Here is a 20,626-nt window from a genome sequence, read left to right as displayed (position 1 = left end):
CATGCAGGCCGGGCAATTGAGCGGAGTGCCGGCTATGGGTTAAGGTCGAAGCCGGCCTCGGAGACGTCGTGGAAAAGAATCTCTACAGCTTTATTCTCAAGTACAGTCTGAAGCAGCAGGTGATCATTACCCTGCTCTCTGTCGTGTCCTTCGTGCCCTACTACTATTACCTCGCCATGCCCAAGGCGATTGTCAACCAGGGCATCCAGGGCAAGGACATCAGCTTTCCCGTCAATCTTTTCGGGATGGGGTACAGTCTAGACCATACTGACTATCTGATGGTCCTGTGCGTTGGCTTCCTGGGTCTGGTGCTGATCCAGCAGGGCTTCAAGTACATCATCAACTATTATCAGGGCGTGGCTGGCGAGCGGATGCTGCGGCGCCTGCGCTATGACCTCTATGCGCAGATCCTGCGTTTTCCGCTGCCGACCTTCCGCCGCACCAGCCAGGGTGAGATCATTCCGATGGTCATCGCCGAAGTCGAACCTATCGGCGGGTTCATCGGAGAAAGCTTTGCCCTGCCGATTTTCCAGGGCGGCATGCTGCTGGTCATTTTCGGCTTCCTGCTGATCCAGAATCCGCTGATGGCCTTTGCGGCCGTCGCGCTTTATCCGATCCAGTTCTATTTTGTGCCCAAGATGCAGGCCAAGGTCCGCGCCCTAGGCCGTGAGCGCATCAAGAACCAGCGCCGCCTGTCGGATCGCATCGGCGAGACCATCAGTGGCGTGACAGACCTGCATACGCATGATGCGTCCAATCGCATGCTGTCGGAATTTTCCAGGCGCCTGAGCTTCAGTTACTGGATCCGGGTCGAGATTTTCCAGCGCAAGTTCATGATCAAGTTCCTGAACAATTTTATTCAGCAGCTGGGTCCGTTTTTCTTCTACGCCATTGGTGGCTACCTGACCATCCGTGGCCAGATGGATGTCGGCACCGTCGTCGCGGCGGTGAATGCCCATAAGGAAATGGCCGCGCCCTGGAAGGAGCTGCTGAATCATTACCAGACCCGCGAAGACGTGAAGCAGAAATACGAACAGGTGGTGAGCCAGTTCGAGCCGGAAGGCATGCGGCCGCCGGAGGACCAGCATCACGAGCCTGAGCAGCCGATTTCGCTGGCCGGCCCACTGGTGGCCAGCAATATCGTGCTGCATGACGATCAGGGCCTGACGGTTCTGGACAATGCCAGCCTGACGCTGCCATGGCCGAGCCGGGTTGCCGTGGTGGGCGATCATGGCCGTGACGAGCTCATGCATGTGTTGGCGCGGACGCTGCTGCCGGCCCGCGGCAAGGTGGTGCTGAACGAGCAGAATATTGCCGACCTGCCGGAAACCGTGACCGGGCGTCGTTTGGCTTATGTCGGCCCTGCCAGTTACGTCTTCAACACGACGCTGGGCGACAACCTGTTCCTGGGCCTGCGGCACCGGCCGCGGCAGCCGCGCAAACTGGACGGCGCCGTCCTGCAGCGATACGAGCGCGATATGGCGGAGGCGCGGGCGTCGGGTAACTCGCCTCATGACCCCGATGCCGACTGGACCGATTACGAGGCGGCTGGCGTCAAGAGTGCGGAAGAGATCACGGCGGTTGCCATTGCGGCCCTGAAGGCAACCGCTTTCGAGGATGATGTCTATCAGATCGGGATGCGTGGCACTGTCGACCCGGACGCTTATCCGGATGTCGCTGAGCGTGTTTTATGGGCGCGGCGAGCTTTCCGCGACAAACTGGCCAATGGCGCGCTGGCCGATCTGGTCGAAAGCTGGGACCCGGAGCGCTACAACAGCAATGCCACCGTGGCCGAGAATCTGATGTTCGGCACATCGCGCAACGGTATCTATCACGAGGATAACCTGGCGCGTGATCCGCATATGCTGTCGGTGCTCGATCAGGTCGGATTGCGTCGGCGCTTCCTTGAAATCGGCTACGATATGGCAGGGACCATGGTCGAGCTGTTCGCCGACCTGCCGCCAGACCATGCTTTCTTCCAGCAGTTCAGCTTCATCTCATCCGACGACCTGCCGGATTACAAGGACATGCTGTTACGGGTGAAGCCCGAAGCGTTGGATCAGGTCTCGGAAGACGATCGCGTCCGCCTGATGTCGTTGCCGTTCAAGCTCATCCTGGCGCGCCATCGCCTGGGGCATTTCAACGAAGAAGAACGCGCGGCTATCCTCAAGGCGCGCCGCATCTTTGCCGACACCCTGCCGGAAGGTCGCCGGGATGCCATTGCTTTCTTTGATCCGGAGCATTTCACGGCATCGTCCAGCATGGTCGATAACATCCTGTTCGGTCGCGTCGCCTATGGGCAGGCGCAGGCGCAGGAGAAAATCGGCAAGGTGATCTCTGATGTGGTCGAGCAGCTTAAATTGCGCGAGCCGATCATTGCTGTTGGCCTGCAGTTTGAGGTGGGCATCGCGGGCGGCCGTTTGACTGCTGGGCAGCGTCAGAAGCTGATCATTGCCCGCGCCCTGGTGAAGCGCCCCGATTGGCTGATGCTGTCTGAAGCCACAGCCGCGATGGATCCGCGCAGCCAGGCCGCCGTTCTGAAGGCCATCGTGGAAGCCCGCAAGGATGCCGGGCTGATCTGGTCGTTGCAGCGGGCGTCCGATGCCGAAGGGTTTGATGTTGTGGTTGTAGTGGAAGGCGGTCGGATCAGTCAGGTCGGCTCCTTTGCCGAATTGCGCGAACGCAGCAGCCGTTTCAAGCAGATGCTTGCCCCGGCTTGAGTGGATGGGGCCCAAGTGATGGAGAGCGGATCATGAGCCTGAATGAAGAAGTCGACTTGCTGCGGCGGATTCCGCTTTTCGCCAAGATCGAACCGTCGAAGCTGAAGTTGCTGGCCTTCACCAGCCAGCGTCTGACCTACAAGACCGGGGATGTCCTGTTCCATCAGGGCGATCCGGGGGACGCCGCTTTCGTCATCATCGGCGGCGAAGCGGATGTAGTGGTTGACACCGCGGGCGGGCCGCTGAAGGTCGCGCATCTCAAGCAGAACGATTTCGTGGGCGAGATCGCCATTCTCTGTGACGTGCCGCGCACTGCAACCGTCACCGCGACCAGCGAAGTGACCACGCTGCGGATCGAAAAGGACCTGTTCTTCCGCTTGATCGCCGATTTCCCGCAGATCGCCATCGAGATCATGCGCGTTCTGGCCCAGCGCCTGGAGCGTACCACGGCCGATCTGCGCGAACTCTCGGCTCATGCCAAGAGCTGAAGCTGCGTGAGCCGGCTTGACAGTTTTCTGCGCCGGCTGACGGCACAGCGCGACATCCTTAACTGGGCCATCGCCGAGGTGGCTTTGCGCAAGGGTCTGGTGCTGGAAATCGGGCTCGGCAATGGGCGGACCTACGACCACCTGCGTGCCGGTCTCACCGCCGAACGGGTTTTTGCCTTCGATCGCGCGAATAACGCCAATCCCCGTTCTATCCCCCCGATTGATCGCCTGGTGTTGGGCGAGTTTTCGGAAACCCTGCCTGCATTTGCGGCGCAGCACCCCGGTGGCGCCGTGCTGGTGCATAGCGACGTAGGTTTGGGGGATCCGGAGGAGAATGCCCGGCAAGTGGTGCGGATGAGTGGCTGGCTGCCACCGCTGCTTGCTCCTGGCGGGCTATTGCTCAGCGATCAGAAGCTGACGCATCCTGATCTGGTTCTGCAGCCGTCGCCGGTTGCGATTCCGGCGGAACGATATTTTCTGTACCTCAAGGCGTAGCAGGCAGGCATCACTACAGACCAAGAAACAGGATGGGGGCTCATGTCGGACGTAAAGAAGCAGAAGATTGCCATTCTCGGCGGCGGCGTTTCCGCCTTGACCAGTGCTTTCTACCTCGCAACGCAGCCGGGTGCGGCGGAGAAATACGACATTACGATCTACTGCATCGGCTGGCGTCTGGGCGGTAAATGCGCCACGGGCCGCAATCCCGAGTTCGGCAATCGCATCGAGGAGCATGGCATTCATGGTTTCCTCGGCTCCTATTACAACACGCTGTCGATGATGACCGAGGCCTATCGGCTGCTGGATCGGCCGAAGGGCGTGCCGCTGGCGACCTTCGAGGATGCTTTCTATCCGGTCGATTCCATCCTGTGCTGGGAATTCCGCGACTATCGCTGGGTGAATTGGCCGATCACCGTGCCGCGCAACGACCTGAAGCCCTGGCAGCCGGAAGCGATGCCGACCCTGCAGCATTGGGTGAAGGCGCTGGTCACTCTGATGGCGCGCATGTTCGATCACTCGGCTGCCAATGTGCCGTCGAACATACTGGAGCTTGGCATTGCGCGCAGCCTCTTCACCCGTCTGGCCAGCGAAGCCGACAAGATCGCCCATGGCGAGGCCGGCGGCCTACTGAAGGCGATGGATGAGTTCTGGCAGTGGTTCAAGAAGCATGTCGAGGCGCTGGTCGAGAAGAGCGATGCGTTGCGTCACCTCTACATCACGCTGGATTATTTCCTCACCATGATCCGCGGCATCATCAAGGATGACGTGATCAACAAGGGCTTCGATCATCTCGACGAGGAGAATTTCTCCGACTGGTTCGCCCGTCACGGCGGCTCGATGCTGACGATTTCCTCGCCGCTCAGCATGAATACGCCCAACCTGTCGTACCAGTATCCCGATGGCGACACGACTCGTGCGCCGACCATGGCTGCTGGCGCCTATCTGCACTGGACCTTGCGCGAGTTTGCCTATCTGGGTTCCTTCGGCTGGCTGTTTGCCGCCGGCACCGGCGATACGGTGGTCGCGCCCCTGTATGAACTGCTGAAGAAGCAGGGCGTGAAGTTCGAGCTGTTCCACAAGGTGCGTGAGATCACCACCGGGCCCAATGGCGTGGGCGAGGTGGTGTTCGATGTCCAGGCGACGCCGAAGGACAAGGTCAACGGTTACAATCCGCTGATCGACCTGCCACTGGAGAAATTTGGCGGCAAGACGCTGGCGGTCTGGCCAGACCGTCCCCTGTATGACCAGCTGGTCGAGGGCGATGCGATGAAGGCGGCCAAGGTGGATATCGAGTCCTACTGGACGCCCTGGAAGCCGGTTGCCGAGAAGCGCATCAAGGCTGGCGATGATTTCGACAAGGTCATCTGCGCGTTGTCGATCGGTGCTCTTCCGATCTTGGCGCCGCAGCTGATGCAGTCCAATCCGAAATGGCCGCCGATGGTCGACGCCATCAAGACCGTGCAGACCCAGACCCTGCAGATCTGGATGAAGCGGACGCTGAAGGACATGGGGCTGCCGTTCGAATACAAGAACTACGACCGTCTGATCGGCGCCACCTTCGTCAATCCCATCGACGGCGTCGCCGATTTCACGGATCTGTTGCCGATGGAAACCTGGCCGAAGCAGAAGATGCCGCAGTCGCTGCTATATTTCTCGGGTGCTTCACCGCAATATGGCGAGCAGCCGCCGTTCAGCGACCATGATTACCCCAAGCGTGAATATGCCCGCGTGAAACATCAGGCCCAGCAGTATCTGCAGGCCTGCATGGGCGCCTTGCTGCCGAAATCAGTCACCAATGTTGTCAACCCGCCCGGCGACATGATCGGCTTCGATTTCTCCGAACTAGTCTGCCTGAAGGATGACGAGACCACGCTGGGCGTTGCGCGTCTGGAGCAGCAGTTCTGGAAGCCGAATATCGATCCGACCGAGCGCTATGTGACCTCGCCGCCGGGCAGCACCAAGCATCGCCTCAAGGCCTGGGATTCCGGTTTCGCCAATCTGGTTCTGGCCGGCGACTGGATCTACACCGGCCTGAATGTGGGCAGCTTCGAGGGCGCCTGCATGGGCGGCAAGCTGGCGGCGCATGCCATCGACCCGGCCGCGGTCCCGCTCGACAAGGTCTACGGCTATCCGCCGGCCCAGGGCCCGAAGATGGCCAGCCTGTAACCGGATGGGCAAGCCCGGTGCGCTCAATCTGCTGACCGATGTGCCCGGCCTGAAGGTCGGGCACGCGGTCGACCAGGCTTTGCGCAGCGGGGTCACCGTCATCCTGCCGGATGCGCGGGCCGCCTGTTCGGTGGATGTGCGTGGCGGCGGCGCCGGCACGCGCGAGACCGACCTATTGCGGCCCGAGGCGGCGATGCAGGCCATCGATGCGGTCTGTCTCTCGGGCGGGTCCGCCTTCGGGCTGGATGCGGCCTCGGGCGTGATGCACTGGCTGGCCGAGCAGGGGCGCGGCTTCGAGGTGCGCGGCCACAAGGTGCCGATCGTGCCGGCCGCTATCCTGTTCGATCTGGTCAATGGCGGCGACAAGGCCTGGGGCGAGGAGCCACCCTATCGCCGGCTCGGCCGTCAGGCCTGTACCGCTGCTGCAACCACCTTCGATCTGGGCAATGCCGGTGCCGGCTATGGCGCGGCGGCCGGGCTGTTGAAGGGCGGGCTGGGCAGTGCGTCCTGGGTTGAGCCCGATGGGCTGGTCGTGGCGGCATTGGTGGCGGCCAATCCGGTCGGCAGCGTGCTGACGCCGGGCAACCGGAGTTTCTGGGCCGCGCCCTGGGAGCAGGGCGGGGAGTTTGGCGGTTTCGGGCTGGACGTTGCCGATATCGATCTGGGGATCGCCGCGGAATCGCGGATCGCGGCTCCGGCGGCCGGCGCCCATACCTGCATCGGTGTGATCGCCACCAATGCGGCGCTCGACAAAACCGCCCTGCGTCATGTATCGGGCATGGCGCATGACGGCTTGGCCCGTGCGATCCGGCCGGTGCACACGCCTTTCGATGGCGATACTATCTTTGCGCTGGCGACGGCTGCGTGGCAGGATGACGGCGATGCCACCAACTGGTCATTGCTGATCGCCCGCGTTGGCAGCATCGCTGCCGACTGCATGGCCCGCGCCGTGGCGCGTGGGGTCTGGGCGGCGGAGCCGCTGGGGGCGCTGGAGAGCGCCCGAACCGTGATGACGGCGGCGAGGAAATCCTGAAGGAGACGGCCATGTCACGCTGGAAGACATTCGGTTTCGCACTGGGGCTTGCCGCATCGCTGACCACGATCGAGGTTTCGGCTCAGCCGCGGAAGGATGCTCTGGTTCTGGCCATGACGCTGGAGCCGCCGGGCCTCGATCCCACCGTCGCCCCGGCTGCCGCGATCGGCGAGGTCGTGCATTACAATATCTTTGAAGGCCTGACCAAGATTCTGGAGAACAGCGACGTCGCGCCGTTGCTGGCGGAAAGCTGGACAGTGTCTCCGGATATGACTGCCTTCACTTTCAGGCTGAAGGCAGGCGTGAAGTTCAATGACGGCACGGCCTTCGATTCCGCCGACGTGAAATATTCCTTCGAAAAATATGCCAGCGAAACCAGCACCAACAAACGCAAGGCAGTGTTCACCAATATTGCCGCCATTGCCACGCCGGATCCGTTGACGGTCAGCATCACGCTTAAGACCGCCGATCCATCCTTCCTGTTCAGCCTGGGCGAAAACACTGCCGTGATCACTGCGCCGGAATCAAGCGCCAGCAACCCCACCAAGCCGGTCGGCACCGGACCCTATAAGGTGGAGCAATGGGTGAAGGGCGATTCCGTCACCCTGACGGCGGCCGATACCTATCGCGATGTGGCGGCAATCCGAATCAAGACTGTGAAAATCCGCTTCATCAGCGATCCCGCCGCCATGGTGGCCGCGCTGCGTGCCGGCGATATCGATGCCGTGCCGATCGGCGTCACCGGCGAGAATGTGAAGGAATTCGAGAAGGACAAGCGCTTCAAGGTCACCGCCGGTTCGACCGAAGGCGAGGCCATGGTCGTCATCAACAACAAGCGCAAGCCTTTTGATGATGTGCGCGTGCGTCGCGCGCTGACCCATGCGATCGACCGCGAGGCGCTGGTCGAGGCCACCTCGGCCGGCTATGGCAAGGTGATCGGCAGTCATTTCCCGCCGCAGAATCCTGACTATGTCGACCTCAGCAAGCAGTATCCCTATGACCCGGCCAAGGCGAAGGCACTGCTGAAGGAAGCCGGTGTCAGCAATCTGGAGGTCACGCTGCGCCTGCCGCCGCCGCCTTATGCGCGCTCGGCCGGCGAGGTGGTGCAGGCGATGCTGGCGCAGGTGGGCATCAACGCGAAGATCGAGAATGTCGAATGGGCCCAGTGGCTGGACGGCACATTCCGGAACAAGAATTTCGACCTGACCATTATTGGCCATGTCGAACCGAACGATTACGTCAAATACGCCGAGCCGGATTATTACTACCAGTATGACAGTCAGCCGGCGCGCGACCTGATCGCCAAGGCAACGTCGACGCTCGACAAGGCCGAGCGCACCAAGGCATTGCAGGCGCTGCAGCGCCTGCTGGCTGACGATGCGGTGAATGTCTATCTTTACAACATGCCGCGGCTGGGCGTGTACAAGCAGGGCCTGACCGGCTTCTGGGTGAATGCGCCGATCTTCGTGAACGACCTGACGGCGGTGGCCTGGCAGTAAGCCGCGCCGTCATCCGGACAAAGAAAAAGCCCGCCGGTTTTCAGCCGGCGGGCTTTTTGTATCCGGTGCTTCCGTGCTTACCGCACGAAGACATGAACCTCGTTGGTCGCCGCCTGGGCGTTGCCGCCCGAAGCCGAGACATTCACGCGGCTGGCCGGCAGGCCCATGTCGGACAGCGAGCGCAGCACGCGGTCCGCATTGCGGCGCGCCTGGTTCTGGTTGCTGGCCGTCTGCGCCTGCGTGCCGCCGGCGGCCACGGCCACCACGTCGAAGACGGCGTTCGGCTTGCGGGCCAGGGCCTGCGAAACGGCGTTGTAGAGTGCCTGCTGATAGGGCACGTCGGCGCGGTCGAAGCGGATGACCACCAGCGGGGTGCCGCCGACAGAGGCGAGGGCCGGCGAGCTGTCGGCAGACGAGAACTGCTGGGCGCCGGCATAGAAGTTGGCCCGGTTGCCCAGGCCGGGGCCGAGCAGTTCGCCCTGCTTGATGGCGGCGGACAGCGTGGTCAGGTTCGTGCGCTCGGCGCCGATATAGTTGGTCTGGCGCGAGACGTCCTGGCTGACTTCACCCAGCACGCGGTCGATCAGGACCACGGTGCGGGCGGTTTCGTCTTCCAACACGGCGAGCTGGCGATGATCTTCGTCAATGGCGCCCGAAAGGCTGTAGCTCGACTTGATCGACTGCAGCAGATAGGTCGACATCGCGGAATCGGCGGCAACCTGGTTGGCCAGGTTGCTCAGGTTGCCGACATCGGCGGTCATGCGGTCGAGATCGGCCGCCGCCTGGGTCCACTGGCTGACCAGGATCGGGTTGCCGGGCGTGGTGCCCATCTGCAGGCGGGTCGAAACAGCGGCCACGGTGCCGTGGTAGCGTTGCGAATTCTGGGTCGCGCTGGCGCGGATGCCCTGCAGCTGCTGGTTCCGCTGGGTCACCTGGCCTTGGAGCTGGGACAGCTCGCCGCGCATCTGCTGGACCTTGGAACCGACGAAGGTGCCGGTCGACTGGCCAGGGGTGACGCCAGGCGGCACGAAATTGGTGTTGTTCAGGGTGGGCGGGCTGAGGGTCGGGTTCGGGTTGGCTTCCGCCGCCGAGGCCGGAACCTGCTGGCGATAGGTGCCGCCACCGGCCGGATCTTCGCCGGTCAGCGAGGGCCACAGGTCTTCGCTGACATAGGAGCAGCCCGACAGGAGCAAGGCGAAGGTCAGGGTGCTGACAGAGGCCAACACGCTGCGGCGATGCGCCGAATTACGAACAGAATATGCCATGCCACGCCGTCTCGCGTTGATGTTATGGACTGGTGTCTGCTGGCCTTGAGGCCCCCCGCTGGCAGCAGGATCGAACCGGCTGTAACGGGCCGACTCAAAGCCTTTTGCAAGCCCCTGTATTGTAGGGTTCGCCAGTACCGCCCGCAAGCATCATCTTCCTGTAGAATCCGAGGCTTGCGCCCACTGGCGACAATCCTGGCGTGGCCCTTGCGTCCCCCCGATGAATTGAGTAGGTTCCGCCCCCGTTGCGGTACCAACCGCCGTGTGCGCTCGTAGCTCAGCTGGATAGAGCACCAGACTACGAATCTGGGGGTCAGGAGTTCGAATCTCTTCGAGCGCACCATTTTCCCAAATACTTTAGATACTTAACGGCATTCCAAATCATTTGGTTTGCCGCTTTGGTGTGGAAACGCCGGCGTCGGTCATCTCTTTCAAGTCTGCGTCCTCAGACCAGGGCCTTACTCTTCATTTCGATTGATGAAGTCACCAGCCTGAATTGAAGGGCTGCATGGCCGAATCGCTACATCCGACTGGAGCGTGTCTGTCGGCGATTGTGCGTCTGCATGGGGGCGGCGTTCATGGGGCGCCTGCGGGCGATGCCGTGGAAATGGCCCGGAATTCAAGCTGCATGATTTTATCTTTTTAAAGCAACGCGTTATCGAACGTGGTGTTAATGCATTTTTTAGGGGGATTCTCGCACAGTCTTCGTATTGATCGACTTTCTCAGCGGGCGCGCCCGCTCATGTGGATTGCCACGGCATGAATCTTCAAGGCGAGCCCAAAGATGCGCGCAGTTCTCGCGAGCATATTTGCCTCAGCATCTTTGGCCGATGCGGTGCGCTGTTCCTGCACAGCCTTTTCGATGGTCATCCACAGCTCTCGAATATTCCCGGTATTGCGCCTTATCAGGTGCTCGCGGCCTTTCTGAAAGCGGGGGCGGCTCCAGTCGGCGGAGCGACCTTGCCGGACAAGATCGCCGGTCTGTTCTGCGGCATTTTCAATAAGCCCAGCCTCCTCACCGATGCCGGCCTTGACCGGCTGGGGCCGCAAGGGGATGCTGCTGCCGCCATCGATCCGGTGCGTTTCGCCGCGCATTTTCGGGCGGCTTTCGGCAAGCATGCCAGTCCCAATATCCAGGCCGTATCGGAAACGATGCATGATGCCTTTGATCTGACGACGGAACGGCCGTGCAGGGAAAAGATCTTTCTTCAGCTTCACACCATTACGCCCGATAGCAGTGCGGCGATCCTGGCGGGGCTGTCCCATCGCCATCTCATTTTCCTGGTGCGGGAACCGCTGGACAATGTCGAGTCCTGTGCGGCCCAGTTGCTGGGGGATCCGTCCCGTCATCGCGGCCGGTTGACCAAATTCTACACCATTATTGATGGCATGTTGGCCTTTCAGGGGGGGCAGCCGTTTTTGCAGGAAAAAGCGGTCGCTGTACGAATGGAAGACTTGAAGCGCCACAAGGATGCGTTCCTGAAGAAACTTTGTGAGAGGGTCGATCTGGATTTCGACGATGCGCTCCTGCATTCGACCGCGATCGGGCAGCAGTATCATTCGGTGCCGACCAAGAGGAATCCGGGTATCTCAGGTTTCACGGCACCAAGCACCCAGCCACAGGGCTATCGGCTCACACCGAAAGACAGGCAGGTATTTGCTGCGTTGTTTGAACCAATCACACGCGTCATGGATTATCCGCATACTGCCGGGATGACGGCCGCAGATGCGGTCAGGTATCTTGATCGTAATGTGCTGGATGTCGAAATCGCCTTCGCCCAGATGATTGGAATCTCTCCCCAGGACTTTGGCTTGCAGCCTGACGTGCGGGACTTCCGCGAGCGTCTCGCGCGACGCCTGGATTCCAAACCGGACGGATTGTCGTGTCAGCGTCTCCTCTTCGCTGCATAGGCAGGCATATGGCGGAAGAGAAGATGCAGGGGCGGGTATTCTGGATAACGGGGCTGTCTGGCGCCGGCAAGACCACGGTCGCCACGGCGCTGGCTGCACGGTTCAGGGGCGGCGGGCTGCCGGTCGTGCTTCTGGATGGCGATCGTCTGCGCGCCATACTGGCGCCCGAAGCAGGGCATGAGCTGGACGAGCGCAGGCGTCTGGCGCTGACTTACAGCCGGCTTTGCGCCGAGCTTTCGGCACAGGGCATGATCGTCATTTGCGCCACGATATCGATGTTCCATGCGGTTCATGACTGGAACCGCGCCAATATTCCCGGTTATCGGGAAGTGTATCTGCGCGTGTCGAAGGATGAGCGCATGCAACGCGACCCCAAGGGCTTCTACAAGGCGAGCAAGAGCGGCGCACTGGAGAATATGGTCGGGGTCGATCTGCAGCCAGAAGAGCCGCGCACACCTGACCTGGCGATCGATAATGGCAATGGCGCCAGCGTCGATTCGACCGTCGAAGCGATATGGCAAAGCCTCGTTGCATCCGATGCCGGAATTCCTGTTAACATGCGCAAGACGATTTAAGGGTCTGAGGGGGCTTCTTATGGCAGGCATCACTGTTGAATGGGACTACAGCAAGCTGGCGCAGACCTATGCCAACCGGCCCGATTATTCCCCGGGCGGGATTGATGCCCTGATCGCGATCTGCAAGGTCGGGGCGGGGGCGCGGGGCTGCGATATCGGTGCTGGGTCGGGCCATCTGACGCTGCCGCTGCTGCAGCGTGGCCTGGTGATCGATGCCGTGGAGCCGAATGCGGAAATGCGACAGGTCGGCATGTCGCGCACGGCATCGCAGCAGCATGTGCAATGGTTTGAAGGGACGGGGGAAAAGACCGGCCGCGAGGCCGGGGCATACAGCCTCGTTACATTCGGTTCTTCTTTCAATGTGGTCGACCGGCCTGCCGCCATGCTGGAGACCAAGCGGCTGTTACGTCCGCAAGGCTGGTTCGCGTGCATGTGGAACCACCGTGATCTGGACAATCCCCTGCAGGCCGAGGTCGAAGGCCTTATCCGCGCCAGCATCAAGAATTACGACTATGGCGCGCGTCGCGAGGATCAGGCGCCGATCATCAGGGCGAGCGGGCTGTTCGGAAAGCCCTATGTCATCGAGGCGCCGGTCGTGCACATGACGAAGGCCAGCGTCTGGGTCGATGCCTGGCGGTCGCATGCGACCCTGGCCCGTCAGGCCGGCGACCAGTTCGGCGGCATCGTCGACAAGATTGAGAAGATCGTCGCGCGATATGGTAGCGACAAGATCGCTGTGCCCTACACGACCCGCATGTGGATTGCCCAGAGGGTCGACTGATGGGCAGTTTCCCATCCAAGGCAGATGTGCTGTCGCAGCTGGCGCCCCAGCTGAAGATGGGAAAAGTGCTTCCGCAGGTCAGTTTCCGTGCGAAGGACTGGGTAGCAAACCGTGACGGCATCCTGGCGCGCCTTGCCGGGGAAGCCTGGAGTGGAGGTCTCCTGATCGTTCGCTCCAGCGCGGCAGCCGAGGATCGCCCGGCGCAATCGATGGCCGGGCATTTTCAGTCGGTTGGCAATGTGGCGCTCGGCGATGTCCCCGTGGCAGTCGATGCGGTGATACGCTCCTATGGGGCAGAGCCCGCCGGAGGTGATGCGGTATTCATCCAGCCGATGCTCCTCGATGTCACTATCAGCGGCGTCGTTTTCACTCGCGATCCGAATACCGACGCATCATATACCGTCGTCAATTACGATACCCATGGCGATACCGCGGCTGTCACCGGCGGCCACGGTGCCAATCTGCGAACCTATGTCCGCTGGAAGGGGGCGTCGCAGCCGGCGCCGGCGCCGCTCGATCAAGTGCTTGCCCTGGCGGCGGAGCTTGAGGCTTTGCTGAAGGTGGATGCGCTCGATATTGAGTTTGCATTCACGCGGGACGGAACGCTCTATCTGCTGCAGACGCGGCCGCTCGCCTGCGGTGACAGTGAAGCCCTGTCGCCTGAGAGGCACAGGGCGATTCTGCAGTCGATTGCCGACAAGATTACCCAGGCAGACCGGCCGCATCCCTATCTGCGCGGTCGTCGCGCGCTGTTCGGCGTCATGCCCGATTGGAATCCTGCGGAGATCATTGGCATCCGTCCGCGACCGCTATCGCTGTCGCTGTACCGCAACCTGATCACAGACAGCGTCTGGGCCTATCAGCGGCATAATTACGGGTATCGCAACCTGCGCAGTTTCCCGCTGATGCGGTCATTTCATGGGCTTCCCTACATAGATGTGCGGGTAAGCTTCAATTCCTTCATCCCCGGCGATATAGGCGATGATCTCGCCGACAGGCTGGTGGACACCTATCTGGAAGATCTGGCCGCGGCGCCGACGCTCCATGACAAGGTGGAGTTCGAGATCGTCTTCTCCTGTTACACCTTTGATATAGACGAGCGTTTGAAGCGTCTTGCGGCGCGCGGCTTCGGCGAACAGGACGTCTCCGATCTCAAAAGCAGCCTTCGTCATCTGACCAACCGGATCGTTCATGGTGAAACCGGCCTGTGGCGCGGTGACGCTGAGAAGATCGAACATCTGCAGCGGCGCCAGGACATCATTTCGCAATCCGACATGGATATCCTGGAGCAAATCTATTGGCTGCTTGAGGATTGCAAACGCTACGGAACGCTGCCTTTCGCCGGTCTCGCCCGCGCCGGCTTCGTCGCGGTCCAGATGCTGCGGTCGCTCGTCGCGGTCGGGATCATCGACCGGCAGCAGTATGACGCTTTCATGGAGAAGATAGATTCCGTATCGGGGCGCATGGCCCGCGACCTGCGTGAATTGCCGCGCGCGGAGTTCCTGTCGCGCTACGGCCATCTTCGCCCGGGTACCTATGACATTCTGTCGCTGCGCTATGATGAAGCGCCGGATGTCTATCTCGGCGATGGCGTTGCATCGGCGTCGAACAAGAATGACAGCGGTCCGGGCTTCGCCCTGTCGCTGACCCAGATGCGACAGATTTCAGACCTTATCCAGCAGCATGGGCTGGATATGAATGTCGTTGGCCTGTTCGAATTCATCCAGGCTGGCATCGAGGGGCGCGAGCAGGCGAAGTTCGTCTTCACCCGGTCGCTCAGCAGGGTGCTGCAGCTTCTGACGACGCTGGGCGAGCGGCATGGCCTGTCCCGGGATGATATGTCCTATTTCGACGCCGGCATGATCGAGAGTCTGTATGTCGCCAGCGGAGACATCGCCGAAGTTCTCCGTCGCAGCGTTGATTACGGCCGATCTAGATATCGCGAGACCCAGAAGATCACACTGCCTCCACTGATTGCGAGCGCGGATGATGTCTGGGCTTTTGAGATTCCCCCCTCCGATCCCAATTTCATAACGCAGCGGGTCGTCGAGGCGGCGGTGCTGCCCCATACGGCATCCGCCGAGGCGCTCAAAGGCGCCATCATCGCCATCCCCAGCGCGGACCCCGGTTTCGACTGGCTGTTCTCGAAAGGGATCGCCGGTTTCGTCACCGCCTATGGCGGTGTCAATTCCCATATGGCGATCCGGGCCGGCGAGCTTGGGCTGCCGGCCGTCATCGGTGCCGGCGAAACGCTGTATAACAGCTGGAGGGAGGCGCGCCGGCTGCGCATTGATTGCGGCAATCGCCGGGTCGATATCCTGCGATGAAGACCATGATCGCCATAACGCAAAGGGTCGAGGTTCTTGCCGATCGTGGCGAGCGCCGGGATGCGCTGGACCAGCGCTGGATCGATTTCATGTCGACCTGCGGGTTGATGGCCTATCCGGTCGCCAATCGGCCCGATCTAGTGCGTGATGCGATCGAGAAGATCGATCCCGCTGGCCTTGTCCTCACCGGCGGAAACGATCTTGCCAGCTATGGCGGGGATGCGCCCGAGCGCGATGCCACCGAACGGCTGCTGATCGACTGGGCGCGGGAGCGGCGCAAGCCGATCGTGGCGGTATGCCGTGGCGTGCAGATGCTGGCCGATGCTTTCGGCGGCAGCCTTGTTCGTCTGGGCGGACATGCCGGGTCCAGGCACAAGGTTGTTCTGGATGCTGGCGGCACCCGCGAGGTGAACAGCTTCCACAACTGGGGACTGACCGCGGTGCCGGATGGCTTCCACGGCTGGGCGGCGACGGAAGACGGAAGCATCGAGGCGATCCGTCACCGGAATGAGGCAATCACCGGCATCCTCTGGCACCCCGAGCGGGAGAGTCCGTTTCATGGGGATGACATCGCATTGTTCCGGCGCAGTTTCGGAATGACATCATGAGGGCGCTGATTCTGGCGGCGGGTCGCGGCAGCAGGATGAATGCGCGCACCGAGGACAGGCCGAAATGCCTGGTGGAGCTTGCGGGGCGGGCACTGCTCGATCTGCAGCTTGCAGCACTCAGAGGAGCGGGAATAGCCGATATCGCGATCGTCACCGGCTACCTGGGCGACCGGCTGGCCGGTCGCGGGCTGCAGGTTTTTCACAATGACCGCTGGCAGCACAGCAATATGGTCGTTTCACTGCGTGCGGCCGACACGTGGTTGTGTGAGGCACCCTGCATCGTATCCTACGCGGACATATTCTATCCTGCTGAAACGGTTGTCCGTCTGGCGCAGGCCGGCGATCCGTTGGCGATTGCCTATGATCCCGACTGGCTGTCGCTGTGGACCGGCCGTTTCGAGAATCCACTGCTGGACGCTGAAACCTTCCGGCGGGATGCCACCGGGCAGCTTGTGGAGATCGGTCAGCGCGCGAGCACGACGGCCGAGATCGAAGGCCAGTATATGGGGCTGCTGAAGTTCACGCCGGCCGGCTGGAACAGCGTGCTTGATGTGCTGCACGCCATGCCGGCTGCGGCAATCGACAAACTTGACATGACGTCGTTGCTGTCGCGGCTGCTGGCTGCAGGTGTGCGGATCGGCACGGTGCCGACAGCGCCGGGCTGGGGCGAAGTCGATGCCGAGACGGACCTTGCCTATTACGAGCAGGAGATGGCTGCAGGGCGTCTGCGGCTTCAGGCCTGACTGTTCACCAGGCTGAGGTGCTGGCCCGTGCAGCCGGCCGGCACTGACTTGCCGGATTAATCATGCTCGATGGTCAGAGTGACGTGATCGGCAGCGAAACGCGCGCGCACGAATTCCACAGGCTTGCCGCGTTCGTCCACATTCACGGTCTCGCTGATCAGAACCGGCCGGGTACGCGGCAGGTTCAGCAGCCGGGCGTCATTCGCTGAAATCAACTTCGCCATCACGCGTGTCGTGCGGCGGTGATAGTCGGCGACGCCGCCGGCGTGCAGTGCGCCGGTGATCGAGCCGCTGCGGCGGAAGAGCTCGGGCATGTTGGGGAAGCGGTCGACGGCAAAGAAGTGGCTGCTGATGCTGACAGCGCGTTCGTCGGCGCGGTTGCGGGTTTCGATTTCCCATAAGGCGGCGCCGGTCGGGATGCCCATGGCGCGCGCGATTTCGGCCGGCGCTGCGATCTGGTCGGCGCTGATCAATTCGCGCGTCGGTTTCTTCTGCTTGGTCAGCAGGTTTTCGGTAAAGCGGGTGCGCGGTCCCAGCGCGTAATCCAGCGACCCGTCGGCGACGAACATGCCGCGGCCCTGTTCAATCCGTACGAGTCCTGTTTCCGCCAGGCGATTCATAGCCTGTCGCACCGTATGGCGATTGACGCCGAAGGTGCCGGCCAGATGCTTTTCCGTGGGTAGCTGCAAGCCGGGTTTGTAGTCGCCCCGGCGGATCGCCTGCTCCATGACGGCGGCAATCTGGCGCCATACCGCCATGCCGCTGCCTCGTTCGATCATGCTCTGCATCGTTCAACCGCTGTGGTCATAAAAGTTTCGCCAAGTGATGGCTTGATGAAATCGGGATGGCGGAGTAGATATATAGATGTCTAGACGAATTTAGACATTTGCGCAAGAGGTCTGCATGACCAGCTCCACCGACAACCAGCCCACCGCCGCTCGCCAGCGCCGTCTTAGCCTGCTGGCCCGCGCCGATCGCGCGCGGCTTGAAGCAGCCTGGAACGCCCTGCCGGACCGTCCGGCCTATCGCCGCCTCAAGCAGCCGGAAACCGGTCTGGTAATGGTGCGCGCGCGTGCCGGCGGCGTGGGCCAGCGCTTCAATCTGGGCGAGATGACCGTGACGCGCTGCGTGGTGGCGCTGGAAGAGGGCGGCCATATGGGAGTCGGCTATGTGCAGGGCCGCGATCATCGCAAGGCCGAGCTGGTGGCGCTGTTCGATGCCTTGACTCAGGACGGCCTGCGTGGCGCAGAGCTGGAACGCACTCTGATCCTGCCGGTGGAGGCTGGCCTGCAGGCGGCGCTGCAGGATCGCGCAGCCAAGGTGGCGGCGACCAAGGTCGATTTCTTCACGCTCGCACGCGGCGATGATTAAGGCGGGACACTGACCATGAACAGCATGACCACGCCCGCACCGGGCTTCTCCGATCCGGTCCAGCAAAGCCAGCAGGCTTTTCGCACGCTTCTCGACGCCACGGCGCGTCCGGGCCTGCCGGTGCGGATGACGGTGGAGGCGGGGCATCCGGCCGGTCTGTCGCCGGCCCTGGCGGCCGCGCTGCTGACGCTGTGCGATTTCGATACGCCGGTCTGGCTTGGTTCGGGCCTGGATGGCGCGGCCGTCCGCGACTGGCTGCGTTTCCACACCGGTGCGCCACTGGTCGCGCAGCCGGAACGGGCAGCGATCGTGCTGCTCTCGGCCGGCCATGCTCTGCCCGCGCTGCAAAGCTTTTCGCTTGGCACTGATGAGGCGCCCGAGCGCGGCGCCACGCTGCTGGTTCAGGTGCCGACACTGACGGGCGAGGCGGCGATGACATGGCGCGGGCCCGGCATCCGCGACAGCATCGCCATGCCGCTCGCCGGCCTGGACATAGCGGTCTGGAAACAGCGCGCGGCGTTGAACGCGGCCTTCCCCCGCGGTCTCGATCTCTATCTGGCCAACGGGGATGATCTGGTGGTCCTGCCGCGCAGCACCGTCATCGCCATCGAAGGAGCCTGACATGTATGTAGCCGTGAAGGGCGGCGAGGCCGCCATCGAGAATGCCCACAAGCTGCTGGCCGAAGACCGCCGGGGCGATGCGGCCGTGCCGGAAGTCAGTGTGGACCAGATTCGCGAGCAGCTCAGCGGTGGTGTCGACCGCGTCATGACCGAAGGTTCGGTTTACGATCCCGAACTGGCGGCACTGGCGGTCAAGCAGTCGCGCGGCGACCAGGTGGAGGCGATCTTCCTGCTGCGCGCCTACCGCACCACGCTGCCGCGCTTTGCCGTGTCGCAGCCCATCGATACCTCCGACATGCAGATCACCCGGCGCATCTCGTCCTGCTTCAAGGACATGCCGGGCGGGCAGCTGTTGGGGCCGACCTTCGACTATACCCACCGCCTGCTCGATTTCGCTCTGCTGGCTGAACAGGAAGTCGTTGCCGCCGAAGGCAAGGGCGCGCTGGCCGACCATATGCCGCAGGTGGTCGATCTGCTGAACAATGAAGGCCTGATCGAACGCGAACTGCCCGATGCCGATGATGCCGCGGTCAGCGACCTGACCCGCGAGCCGATGATGTTCCCGGCCGGTCGCGATGCACGGCTGCAGAATCTGGCCCGTGCCGACGAGGGCTACCTGTTGGCGCTGGGCTATTCCACGCAGCGCGGTTATGCCAAGTCGCATCCCTTCGTGGGCGAAATCCGCTCCGGTGCCGTCGGCGTCTCGGTCGATATCCCCGAGCTCGGCTTCGCCGTCGATATCGGCGACATCGTTGTCACTGAATGCCAGATGGTGAACCAGTTCAAGGGTTCGAAGACCGAACCACCGAAGTTCACCCGCGGCTATGGTCTCAGCTTCGGCATGGCCGAGCGCAAGGCGATGGCCATGGCGCTGGTCGACCGCTCGCTGCGTGCCGAGGAGCTGGGCGAGGAAATCACCGCGCCGGCCCAGGACCAGGAATTCGTGCTCTACCATGCCGACAATGTCGAAGCCTCTGGCTTCGTGCAGCATCTCAAGCTGCCGCATCATGTCGATTTCCAGGCCGAACTGACGCTGGTGCGCACCATGCGCGCCGAGATCGCCGCGCAGCAGCGCGCAGAACCCCTTGAGGAGGCCGCGCAGTGACCGCCATGCAGCAGAGCTATGAGGCCGGCGGCACGCTGGCTGGATATAATTTCGCCTTCCTGGACGAGCAGACCAAGCGCATGCTGCGCCGGGCGATCCTCAAGGCCGTTGCCATTCCGGGCTATCAGGTGCCGTTCGGCAGCCGTGAAATGCCGCTGCCCTATGGCTGGGGCACCGGCGGCATGCAGGTGACGGCGGCCGTGATCGGCGGCAACGACGTGCTCAAGGTGATCGACCAGGGTGCCGACGACACCACCAACGCCGTTTCGATCCGCCGCTTCTTCGTGCGTATGACCAATGTCGCCACCACCGAGAAGACACGGGAGGCAACCCTGATCCAGACGCGCCACCGCGTGCCGGAGACGCCGCTGACGGAAGGCCAGATTCTGGTCTATCAGGTGCCGATCCCGGAACCGCTGCGCTGGCTGGAGCCGCGCGAGATAGAGACGCGCAAGATGCATGCCCTGTCGGAATATGGCGTGATGCATGTGAAGCTGTATGAGGATATCGCCCAGCATGGCCATATCTCCACGGCCTATGATTATCCGGTGCTGGTGAACGGCCGCTATCTGATGCGCTGCTCGCCGATCCCGAAATTCGATACCCCAAAGCTGCATATGAACCCGGCGCTCCAGTTGTTCGGTGCCGGTCGCGAGAAGCGCATCTATGCCTTGCCGCCGTATACCGACGTGCGACCGCTGGATTTCGAGGACCATCCCTTCGAGATCGAGCGCTGGCCGGAAAACTGCGCGCTGTGCAATGCCGGCGACAGCTTCCTGGACGAAGTGATCCTGGACGATCGCGGCGGCCGCATGTTTGTCTGTTCTGACACTGATTACTGCGGTGAACGTCGGGCGGCTGGCCATATCGGCCATATGGGTGCGCCTTATGAGAAGGAGGCCGCGGAATGATCGA

General features: G+C 62.2%; 18 protein-coding genes and 1 tRNA gene. 17 read left to right on the top strand and 2 right to left on the bottom strand.

Translation table 11 applies throughout. From position 1 onward, the window contains the following. The first annotated feature begins 68 nt into the window (after positions 1 to 68). Genes AC1RRT_RS01860 through AC1RRT_RS01835 form a run of 6 tightly spaced genes read left to right on the top strand, consistent with a single transcriptional unit; the run spans position 69 to position 8,404 of the window. Complete coding sequence (locus AC1RRT_RS01860; RefSeq protein WP_493011951.1) at positions 69 to 2,720, top strand: ABC transporter transmembrane domain-containing protein; 2,652 nt, start codon at positions 69 to 71, stop codon at positions 2,718 to 2,720. A gap of 32 nt (positions 2,721 to 2,752) precedes the next feature. After that, entirely contained in the window at positions 2,753 to 3,208 is a 456-nt protein-coding gene (locus AC1RRT_RS01855; RefSeq protein ID WP_493011950.1) for a cyclic nucleotide-binding domain-containing protein, read from the top strand. 6 nt (positions 3,209 to 3,214) lie between these two features. Continuing rightward, positions 3,215 to 3,703 carry a class I SAM-dependent methyltransferase gene (locus AC1RRT_RS01850; protein ID WP_493011949.1) on the top strand — a complete coding sequence of 163 codons (489 nt, stop codon included), beginning with the start codon at positions 3,215 to 3,217 and terminating at the stop codon, positions 3,701 to 3,703. A gap of 42 nt (positions 3,704 to 3,745) precedes the next feature. Then, positions 3,746 to 5,872 (top strand): NAD(P)-binding protein, encoded by a 2,127-nt coding sequence (locus AC1RRT_RS01845; protein ID WP_493011948.1) that lies wholly within the window; start codon positions 3,746 to 3,748, stop codon positions 5,870 to 5,872. Positions 5,873 to 5,876: 4 nt separating this feature from the next. Then, a complete protein-coding gene (locus tag AC1RRT_RS01840) occupies positions 5,877 to 6,905 on the top strand; it encodes a P1 family peptidase (protein ID WP_493011947.1) in 1,029 nt (342 codons plus the stop codon). 11 nt (positions 6,906 to 6,916) lie between these two features. Further along, positions 6,917 to 8,404 carry an ABC transporter substrate-binding protein gene (locus AC1RRT_RS01835; RefSeq protein ID WP_493011946.1) on the top strand — a complete coding sequence of 496 codons (1,488 nt, stop codon included), beginning with the start codon at positions 6,917 to 6,919 and terminating at the stop codon, positions 8,402 to 8,404. 77 nt (positions 8,405 to 8,481) lie between these two features. On the opposite strand, the gene AC1RRT_RS01830 is transcribed toward AC1RRT_RS01835, so the two are convergent. Next, complete coding sequence (locus AC1RRT_RS01830; protein ID WP_493011945.1) at positions 8,482 to 9,669, bottom strand: hypothetical protein; 1,188 nt, start codon at positions 9,667 to 9,669, stop codon at positions 8,482 to 8,484. Between the two features lie 266 nt (positions 9,670 to 9,935). Here AC1RRT_RS01830 and AC1RRT_RS01825 point away from each other — a divergent pair. The 7 genes from AC1RRT_RS01825 to AC1RRT_RS01795 all read left to right on the top strand — a co-directional run bounded on the left by AC1RRT_RS01825 (position 9,936) and on the right by AC1RRT_RS01795 (position 16,614). Next, positions 9,936 to 10,012: transfer RNA gene (locus tag AC1RRT_RS01825), tRNA-Arg, on the top strand. Positions 10,013 to 10,428: 416 nt separating this feature from the next. Then, positions 10,429 to 11,580, top strand: coding sequence for a hypothetical protein (locus tag AC1RRT_RS01820; RefSeq protein ID WP_493011944.1), 1,152 nt, complete (start codon positions 10,429 to 10,431; stop codon positions 11,578 to 11,580). A gap of 8 nt (positions 11,581 to 11,588) precedes the next feature. Next, a complete protein-coding gene (locus tag AC1RRT_RS01815; RefSeq protein ID WP_493011943.1) occupies positions 11,589 to 12,155 on the top strand; it encodes an adenylyl-sulfate kinase in 567 nt (188 codons plus the stop codon). Between the two features lie 19 nt (positions 12,156 to 12,174). Further along, entirely contained in the window at positions 12,175 to 12,936 is a 762-nt protein-coding gene (locus AC1RRT_RS01810; RefSeq protein ID WP_493011942.1) for a class I SAM-dependent methyltransferase, read from the top strand. Beyond that, positions 12,936 to 15,263, top strand: coding sequence for a PEP/pyruvate-binding domain-containing protein (locus AC1RRT_RS01805; RefSeq protein WP_493011941.1), 2,328 nt, complete (start codon positions 12,936 to 12,938; stop codon positions 15,261 to 15,263). The genes AC1RRT_RS01810 and AC1RRT_RS01805 overlap by 1 nt, the downstream gene beginning before the upstream one ends. Then, the gene (locus AC1RRT_RS01800; protein WP_493011940.1) at positions 15,260 to 15,871 is read left to right on the top strand and encodes a gamma-glutamyl-gamma-aminobutyrate hydrolase family protein; all 612 of its coding nucleotides are present in this window, start codon (positions 15,260 to 15,262) and stop codon (positions 15,869 to 15,871) included. Before AC1RRT_RS01805 ends, AC1RRT_RS01800 begins: the two co-directional genes overlap by 4 nt. Then, on the top strand, positions 15,868 to 16,614 hold the full coding sequence (locus tag AC1RRT_RS01795; protein WP_493011939.1) for a phosphocholine cytidylyltransferase family protein: 747 nt from the start codon (positions 15,868 to 15,870) through the stop codon (positions 16,612 to 16,614). The genes AC1RRT_RS01800 and AC1RRT_RS01795 overlap by 4 nt, the downstream gene beginning before the upstream one ends. A 56-nt stretch (positions 16,615 to 16,670) precedes the next feature. Here the strand turns inward: AC1RRT_RS01795 and phnF are convergent, their stop codons facing one another. Further along, on the bottom strand, positions 16,671 to 17,393 hold the full coding sequence (gene phnF, locus AC1RRT_RS01790; RefSeq protein WP_493011938.1) for a phosphonate metabolism transcriptional regulator PhnF: 723 nt from the start codon (positions 17,391 to 17,393) through the stop codon (positions 16,671 to 16,673). Positions 17,394 to 17,517: 124 nt separating this feature from the next. On the opposite strand from phnF, the gene phnG reads away from it, so the two are divergent. Genes phnG through AC1RRT_RS01770 form a run of 4 tightly spaced genes read left to right on the top strand, consistent with a single transcriptional unit; the run spans position 17,518 to position 20,622 of the window. Further along, positions 17,518 to 17,985, top strand: a complete 468-nt coding sequence (phnG, locus tag AC1RRT_RS01785; protein ID WP_493011937.1) for a phosphonate C-P lyase system protein PhnG — start codon at positions 17,518 to 17,520, stop codon at positions 17,983 to 17,985. A 15-nt stretch (positions 17,986 to 18,000) separates the two neighbouring features. Beyond that, a complete protein-coding gene (phnH, locus tag AC1RRT_RS01780; protein WP_493011936.1) occupies positions 18,001 to 18,606 on the top strand; it encodes a phosphonate C-P lyase system protein PhnH in 606 nt (201 codons plus the stop codon). Between the two features lies 1 nt (position 18,607). Continuing rightward, entirely contained in the window at positions 18,608 to 19,711 is a 1,104-nt protein-coding gene (locus AC1RRT_RS01775; RefSeq protein WP_493011935.1) for a carbon-phosphorus lyase complex subunit, read from the top strand. Between the two features lie 5 nt (positions 19,712 to 19,716). Further along, entirely contained in the window at positions 19,717 to 20,622 is a 906-nt protein-coding gene (locus AC1RRT_RS01770) for an alpha-D-ribose 1-methylphosphonate 5-phosphate C-P-lyase PhnJ (RefSeq protein ID WP_493015116.1), read from the top strand. Positions 20,623 to 20,626: the final 4 nt, after the last annotated feature.

It is taken from the genome of Ferrovibrio sp. GW821-FHT12B10 (assembly GCF_058807515.1).
Note: the sequence above shows the minus strand (reverse complement) of the source record. Positions and strands in the feature narration are given on the sequence as shown.

Bases quoted from the DNA above. Each gene is read 5' to 3' on its own strand.
- AC1RRT_RS01855 (WP_493011950.1), top strand. From the start codon at position 2,753: ATGAGCCTGAATGAAGAAGTCGACTTGCTGCGGCGGATTCCGCTTTTC.
- AC1RRT_RS01845 (WP_493011948.1), top strand. From the start codon at position 3,746: ATGTCGGACGTAAAGAAGCAGAAGATTGCCATTCTCGGCGGCGGCGTT.
- AC1RRT_RS01840 (WP_493011947.1), top strand. From the start codon at position 5,877: ATGGGCAAGCCCGGTGCGCTCAATCTGCTGACCGATGTGCCCGGCCTG.
- AC1RRT_RS01835 (WP_493011946.1), top strand. From the start codon at position 6,917: ATGTCACGCTGGAAGACATTCGGTTTCGCACTGGGGCTTGCCGCATCG.
- AC1RRT_RS01830 (WP_493011945.1), bottom strand. From the start codon at position 9,669: ATGGCATATTCTGTTCGTAATTCGGCGCATCGCCGCAGCGTGTTGGCC.
- AC1RRT_RS01820 (WP_493011944.1), top strand. From the start codon at position 10,429: ATGAATCTTCAAGGCGAGCCCAAAGATGCGCGCAGTTCTCGCGAGCAT.
- AC1RRT_RS01815 (WP_493011943.1), top strand. From the start codon at position 11,589: ATGGCGGAAGAGAAGATGCAGGGGCGGGTATTCTGGATAACGGGGCTG.
- AC1RRT_RS01810 (WP_493011942.1), top strand. From the start codon at position 12,175: ATGGCAGGCATCACTGTTGAATGGGACTACAGCAAGCTGGCGCAGACC.
- AC1RRT_RS01805 (WP_493011941.1), top strand. From the start codon at position 12,936: ATGGGCAGTTTCCCATCCAAGGCAGATGTGCTGTCGCAGCTGGCGCCC.
- AC1RRT_RS01800 (WP_493011940.1), top strand. From the start codon at position 15,260: ATGAAGACCATGATCGCCATAACGCAAAGGGTCGAGGTTCTTGCCGAT.
- AC1RRT_RS01795 (WP_493011939.1), top strand. From the start codon at position 15,868: ATGAGGGCGCTGATTCTGGCGGCGGGTCGCGGCAGCAGGATGAATGCG.
- phnF (WP_493011938.1), bottom strand. From the start codon at position 17,393: ATGATCGAACGAGGCAGCGGCATGGCGGTATGGCGCCAGATTGCCGCC.
- phnG (WP_493011937.1), top strand. From the start codon at position 17,518: ATGACCAGCTCCACCGACAACCAGCCCACCGCCGCTCGCCAGCGCCGT.
- phnH (WP_493011936.1), top strand. From the start codon at position 18,001: ATGAACAGCATGACCACGCCCGCACCGGGCTTCTCCGATCCGGTCCAG.
- AC1RRT_RS01775 (WP_493011935.1), top strand. From the start codon at position 18,608: ATGTATGTAGCCGTGAAGGGCGGCGAGGCCGCCATCGAGAATGCCCAC.
- AC1RRT_RS01770 (WP_493015116.1), top strand. From the start codon at position 19,717: ATGCAGCAGAGCTATGAGGCCGGCGGCACGCTGGCTGGATATAATTTC.